The organism is Acidovorax sp. KPB24-03, assembly GCF_057546605.1.
Genome location: NZ_BAAJYR010000212.1, coordinates 1 through 5,925, shown reverse-complemented (window position 1 = coordinate 5,925; position 5,925 = coordinate 1). Strand labels below are relative to the sequence as shown.

6 protein-coding genes and 1 pseudogene are annotated in these 5,925 nt (G+C 67.8%); 4 read left to right on the top strand and 3 right to left on the bottom strand.

The genetic code is table 11. The annotated features are described in order from the left end of the window. From pcp to AC27KI_RS17360, 3 genes are all read right to left on the bottom strand, one after another. Positions 1–528, bottom strand: a 528-nt coding sequence (pcp, locus tag AC27KI_RS17370) for a pyroglutamyl-peptidase I (RefSeq protein WP_487114948.1), incomplete at its 3' end; no start/stop codon positions are given. Between the two features lie 18 nt (positions 529–546). Then, positions 547–1,503, bottom strand: coding sequence for a DUF979 domain-containing protein (locus tag AC27KI_RS17365; RefSeq protein WP_272564729.1), 957 nt, complete (start codon positions 1,501–1,503; stop codon positions 547–549). Between the two features lie 2 nt (positions 1,504–1,505). After that, positions 1,506–2,273 (bottom strand): DUF969 domain-containing protein, encoded by a 768-nt coding sequence (locus tag AC27KI_RS17360; protein ID WP_284407590.1) that lies wholly within the window; start codon positions 2,271–2,273, stop codon positions 1,506–1,508. A gap of 466 nt (positions 2,274–2,739) precedes the next feature. Between AC27KI_RS17360 and AC27KI_RS17355 the strand changes: the two genes are divergently transcribed. The 4 genes and pseudogenes from AC27KI_RS17355 to AC27KI_RS17340 all read left to right on the top strand — a co-directional run. Next, complete coding sequence (locus AC27KI_RS17355) at positions 2,740–3,417, top strand: GntR family transcriptional regulator (RefSeq protein WP_284429148.1); 678 nt, start codon at positions 2,740–2,742, stop codon at positions 3,415–3,417. A 62-nt stretch (positions 3,418–3,479) separates the two neighbouring features. Next, positions 3,480–4,169, top strand: coding sequence for a DUF3334 family protein (locus AC27KI_RS17350; RefSeq protein ID WP_284402360.1), 690 nt, complete (start codon positions 3,480–3,482; stop codon positions 4,167–4,169). A 222-nt stretch (positions 4,170–4,391) separates the two neighbouring features. Continuing rightward, positions 4,392–4,640: pseudogene (locus AC27KI_RS17345) on the top strand (KUP/HAK/KT family potassium transporter); the annotation flags it as partial. Positions 4,641–4,770: 130 nt separating this feature from the next. Then, positions 4,771–5,925: KUP/HAK/KT family potassium transporter (locus AC27KI_RS17340; protein ID WP_487114946.1), on the top strand; the 1,155-nt coding region annotated here is incomplete at its 3' end.

Genomic DNA, 5,925 nt, shown 5'->3' with positions numbered 1-5,925 from the left:
CGCAGGCGCCGCGGTGCCCGGCAGCGTGGCGGCGCCCGCGGCCTGCTGCGCCAGGCGGTGCATCAGCGCGTAGAAGATGTGGTTGCACACGAAGGTGCCCGCGGTGTTGGACACCGCAGCCGGCAGCCCTTCGGCGCGCAGGTCGCGCACGATCGCCTTGATGGGCAGCGTGGAAAAGTACGCCGCCGGGGCGCCCGGCACCACGGCGGTGTCCACCGGCTGCTGCCCGGCGTTGTCGGCAATGCGCGCATCGTCCAGGTTGATGGCCACGCGCTCCAGCGACACCTCGGCGCGGCCACCGGCCAGGCCCAGGCAGATCACCAGCGAGGGCCGCCACTGCGCCAGCGCCGCGTCGAGCGCCTGCGCGGCCTTGCCGAACACGCAGGGCAGCTGCACGGAGCGCACCGTGGCGTCCCCATGCTGCCAGCCGTCGAGCGCCCGCGCCACCTCCCACGAGGGGTTGACCGGATCGCGCTCGAAGGGCTCGAAGCCGGTGAGCAGCACAGTGTGGGGGGCGGCGTCGGACACGGGCGGCCTTTCTTCGGACTATCGGAACATCAGGAAGTACATCAGGAACACGTTGCAGGTGAGCAGCGCGAGGGCCGTCGGCACCTGTGCGCGGATCACCGCATTCTTGTCCGGAAGCTCCAGCAGCGCGGCGGGCACGATGTTGAAGTTGGCGGCCATCGGGGTCAGCAGCGTGCCGCAGTAGCCCGAGAGCATGCCGATCGCGGCCATCACGGCGGGGTCGCCGTGGTACACGCCCAGCAGGATCGGCACACCCACGCCGCCCGTCATGACGGGGAAGGCGGCGAAGCCGTTGCCCATGATGATGGTGAACAGCGCCATGCCGATCACGTACACGGCACAGGCCACGAAGCGGATGTCCATGTTGATGTAGCTGGTGGTGATGTACGCCACGGCCTTGCCCACGCCGGCATCGGAGAACACCAGGCCGAGCATGCCCAGCATCTGCGGCAGCACCAGGGCCCAGCCCAGCGCGTCGGTCAGGCGGCGCGATTCGCGCAGGCCCTGCACGGGGCTCTCGCGGGTCAGCCAGCAGGCCAGCGCCAGCGACAGCACGCAGCCCACGCCCAGGCTCACCAGGGTGGTGTTCTTGGGGTCGATCAGCGGCACGCCGCCCACGGTCAGGTGCTTGGCCGACAGCGTACCGATCATCGTAATGAGCGGAATCGCCAGCGCGGGAATGAACAGGCGGTTGCCCAGGCGCTTGGCGCTGGTCTGGTACTCGGCCGGGGTGCGGGGGGTGTGCTTGCCCGCGCCCACGCCGCCGAAGCCGGCGATGAGCGCCATCACCACGGCGCCGGCGCCCACCCAGATGGGCGGCAGCAGGTCGCCGATGAGGAAGACCAGGGAATACAGCGCCCAGAACAGTCCGCTGGAAAAGCGCTTGGGGTTGTCACGGTCGGCCACGGTCATCACCGCGGTGATGGCCAGGATGGCGCCGACGAGGTAGTACAGGTGTTGGATGGTCAGTGTCATGTTCATGCTCCCTTGGCGCTGGAGAGGGTGCCGTCGCCATTGCCATTGCCGTTGCCATTGCGGGCAGCGGTTTCGGCGGCGTGCGCGGCCAGTTCACGGGCCAGCACGCCGTCCAGGCGGTGCAGGCGCCAGGCGTGGATGGCGAACGCGCAGATCGCGGTCGGAATGCCCCACAGCGCGATGTGGATCGGTTCGACGTCGATGCCGGCCTCGTGCAGGAAGGTGGACATCAGCACGATGGCGCCGAAGGCCACGAAGATGTCTTCGCCGAAGAACAGGCCCACGTTGTCGGTGGCCGCCGAGAAGGCGCGCAGCTTGTGCCGGATGCGGTCGGGCAGCTTGCCGTAGCGCGCCTCGGTGGCGCCTTCGGCCATGGGGGCAAGCAGCGGGCGCACCATCTGGGGGTGGCCGCCCAGGCTGGTCAGGCCGATGGCGGCCGTGATCTGGCGGGCGCCCAGGTACACGATGAGCAGGCGGCCGGCAGTGGCCGATTTGATGCTGCTGATCCAGTTCTGCGCATGCTGGCGCAGGCCGTGGCGCTCCAGCAACCCGATCACCGCCAGGGGCAGCAGGATGATGAGCGGCAGGTTGCGCGTCTTGATGAAGCCGGTGCCGATGGTGGCCAGGATCTTGTCGATCGGAAATCCGGCGGCAAACGCCGTCGCGATGGCCGTGACGATCACCACCAGCATCGGGTTGAACCGCAGGATGAACCCCACGATGATGACCGCCACCCCGATGAGCGGCCACAGATTGACTACGTTTTGCATCTTGAACTTCCTTGAATACGTACAGCCCTGGCCGGTCCGGTGGTCGCGTGCGCCTCGCCGCCATTGGCGAAGAAGTGCGGACAACCGTAGGGCCCCACTGCCAGCCTGGCAGCGCGCGGGCAATGGGAGGTTGCTGCCCGAGCGCGGTCTGGACCGGCACGGCATACAACGCAAATTGCATGCCAATCCATGAACAACAAACCGGGGATCAACCCTTGAAAAACTTCAAGTTGTTGAACAATCGATGCACCTTGAAGAGACAACAAGCACCAATTTGTTTCACGATTGATCGATTTTGCCCAACAACAGGGCGGGCGACCGATCCGGACAAACCCTAGGAAAAGCGGTTAGAAAGCGGTATTCCACAGGGTGGATTCTTGCGAAGCAGGCCGATCTGCTACAAAGTGCGGAACCCCGATCCCGGCCTGCGCACGCCGTGCCGCACGCCCACCCCGAACCGCCAGGCATGACCATCGAAACCCCCACGAACGCCCAGACCCTGAACGAACGCACGGCGGAGCTGATCCGCCAGAAGATCGTGAAGGGCGAGTTCTCGCCCGGCCAGCGGCTGTCCGAGGCCGCCTTGAGCGAAAGCCTGGAGATTTCGCGCAACACCCTGCGCGAGGTCTTTCGCCTGCTGACCAAGGAAGGCCTGGTCAAGTACGAGCCCAACCGCGGCGTCTCGGTGGCCATCCCGAGCATCGCCTCGATCATCGACATCTACCGCGTGCGCCGGCTCATCGAGTGCCAGGCCATTGCCCAGGCCTACCCGCGCCACCCCGCCAAGAAGCACCTGCGCGAGGCGGTGGATTCGGCGGTGCGCTGCCGCGAGGCGGCCGACTGGCAGGGCGTGGGCACGGCCAATATGGAGTTCCACATGGCCATCGTGGAGCTGGCCGACAGCGAGCGCCTGAACGTGATGTTCTCGCACATCCTGGCCGAACTGCGGCTGGCCTTCGGGCTGCTGAACGACCCCGAGTTCCTGCACGCGCCGTACGTGGACATGAACGTGAAGATCGTCGATCTGTTCGAGGCGGGCAAACTGCGCGAGGCCTCGGACCAGCTCAACGAGTACCTCGTGCATTCGGAGCGCATCGTGCTGGCGGTGTATGCCCGGCGCATCTCCGACACCCCGGAGCGCTGAACCGCCCCGGCCTTTTTTCCAGAGCCCCTTTTTCGTCCCCCTCCCCTTTCCCCTTGCACACCATGAGCGCACAAACCCCCTCCATCGTCTACGGCACCGAAGACCTGCTGATCAGCCTCTGCAACTCGGTGACCCGGGTGCTCAGCGTGGCCACGCAGAGCCCCATCCACTACTCCGGCATGGTCCAGCGCATCACCAAGACCTGCCTGCGCCCCGACATCGGCTGCTTCGTGCTGTTCGACGGCGGGTTCTCGGGCCTGGTGATCATCAATTTCTCGAAGGAAGCGGCGATGGAGCTCTACCAGAGCTACCTGCTGAGCATGGGCATGTCCAAGGACGACCTGGCCAGCTCCTACACCTCGGACGAGGTGTCGAACGTGATGGGCGAGCTGATGAACCAGGTGGTGGGCGACTTCACCGGCAAGGTGCGCCGCGAGCTGCAGACCCACATCACGCAGAACCAGCCCAAGATGCTGGCGCTGAACAAGCAGGTGATGCTGAGCGTGGACGCCAACCTGGACAAGCCCGAGGCGCGCCGCGTGACCTTCTACACGGCCAGCAATCACATCTTCTATCTGGAGCTGGCGATCGACCGCACCGAGTTCATCAAGCTCGTCGATTTCGAGCCGCAGGAAGCCCCCGATCCCGACGCGCTGATCGCCCAGGCCGGCGAGCCCAAGGCCGCGGCCCCGGTGCCGGCCGCCGCGTCGTCCAGCGACACGGACGACCTGCTCAAGTCGCTGGGCATGTGACGGCGGGGCGGGCCGATGCGGCGGCGGGCCACGAAGGCACCGCCACTGATACGCTATTTAATTAATAGCAATACGCCCTAGTTGAAATTGCGCTGAAGGCCTTTTCGGCCCCAAGCCTTGCCACAGCGTTGCGCGCCGGCATCACCCGGTTCGCGCCGCCCGTGACCGCGCGCGGCCGCCAGCGCACAATGCGCCGACCCTTCACTGCCCCCGCACTCCGCAATGACCTCCACTCCGGCGCCCGGACACGCGCCCGCTGCCCGCGGCTTCGCCGCCCGATCCGCCCTGATGATCGCCGCGCTGGGGGTGGTGTTCGGCGACATCGGCACCTCGCCGCTCTACGCCTTCAAGGAATGCCTGAACCCCGAACACGGCGTGGCGCTGGACCGCGCCGCGGTGCTGGGCCTGCTGTCGCTGGTGCTGTGGGGCCTGATGCTGGTGGTCACCCTCAAGTACGTGGTGTTCGTGCTGCGCGCCGACCACGACGGCGAGGGCGGCATCCTGGCACTGCAGGGCCTGGCCGCGCAGGCGCTGGAGCGCGGCGGCGCCCCGCCCGTGGGCGTGGAAGGCCGTCGCCGGGCTGGGCCTGGTCGGCGCGGCCATGTTCTATGGCGACAGCCTCATCACGCCGGCCATCTCGGTGCTGTCGGCGGTCGAGGGGCTGGAGGTGGCCACGCCGGTGTTCAAGCCCTACGTGGTGCCCATCACGCTGCTGGTGCTGATCGGCCTGTTCCTCGTGCAGCGCCGGGGCACCGAATCGGTGGGCCGCGTGTTCGGGCCGGTGATGGTGCTGTGGTTCGGCGTGCTGGCGGTGTCCGGCCTTTGGCAGATCACGCAGAACCCGCACGTGCTGGAGGCCATCGACCCGCGCTGGGCGGTGCAGTTCCTGGCCACGCACCCGGCGCAGTCGCTGGCGGTGCTGGGCGCGGTGTTCCTCGCGTTCACGGGCGGCGAGGCGCTGTATGCCGACATGGGCCATTTCGGCGCCACGCCCATCCGGCTGGCGTGGCTGTTCATCGCGCTGCCGTCGCTGGTGCTCAACTATTTCGGCCAGGGCGCGCTGGTGCTGGCCAACCCCGCGGCCATCGACAACCCGTTCTTCCGGCTCTTCCCCCCCTGGGCCACCGTGCCCGTGGTGGTGCTGGCCGCCTGCGCCACCGTCATCGCCTCGCAGGCGGTGATCTCGGGCGCGTTCTCCATGACGGCGCACGCCATCCGCATGGGCTACCTGCCGCGCATGCGCATCGTGCAGACCTCGGGCACCGCCATCGGCCAGATCTACCTGCCCACGATGAACTGGCTGCTCATGGCGGGCGTGCTGCTGCTGGTGCTGGCCTTTCGCAGCTCCAGCGCGCTGTCGGCCGCCTACGGCATCGCGGTGTCGCTCACCATGCTCACCACCACCTTGCTGGCCGGCGTGGTCGCGCTGCGGCTGTGGCGCTGGAACCCGCTGGCCGTGGGCCTGGGCGTGGGCTGCTTCGCGCTGGTGGACGTGACCTTCATCGTGGCCAACAGCCTGAAGATCGCCGACGGCGGCTGGCTGACCCTGGCGGTGGCGGCGCTGGTCATGTTCGTCTTCACCACCTGGGCCAAGGGCCGGCGCGTGGCCGAGCAGGCGGCGGCGCAGGAGCGCATGCCGCTCGCCCCCTTCATCGAGGCCCTGGCGCACGGCATGCCGCACCGCGTGCGCGGCACCGCCGTGTTCATGACCGCCGACGCCGACAGCGTGCCGCACGCGCTGCTGCACAACCTCAAG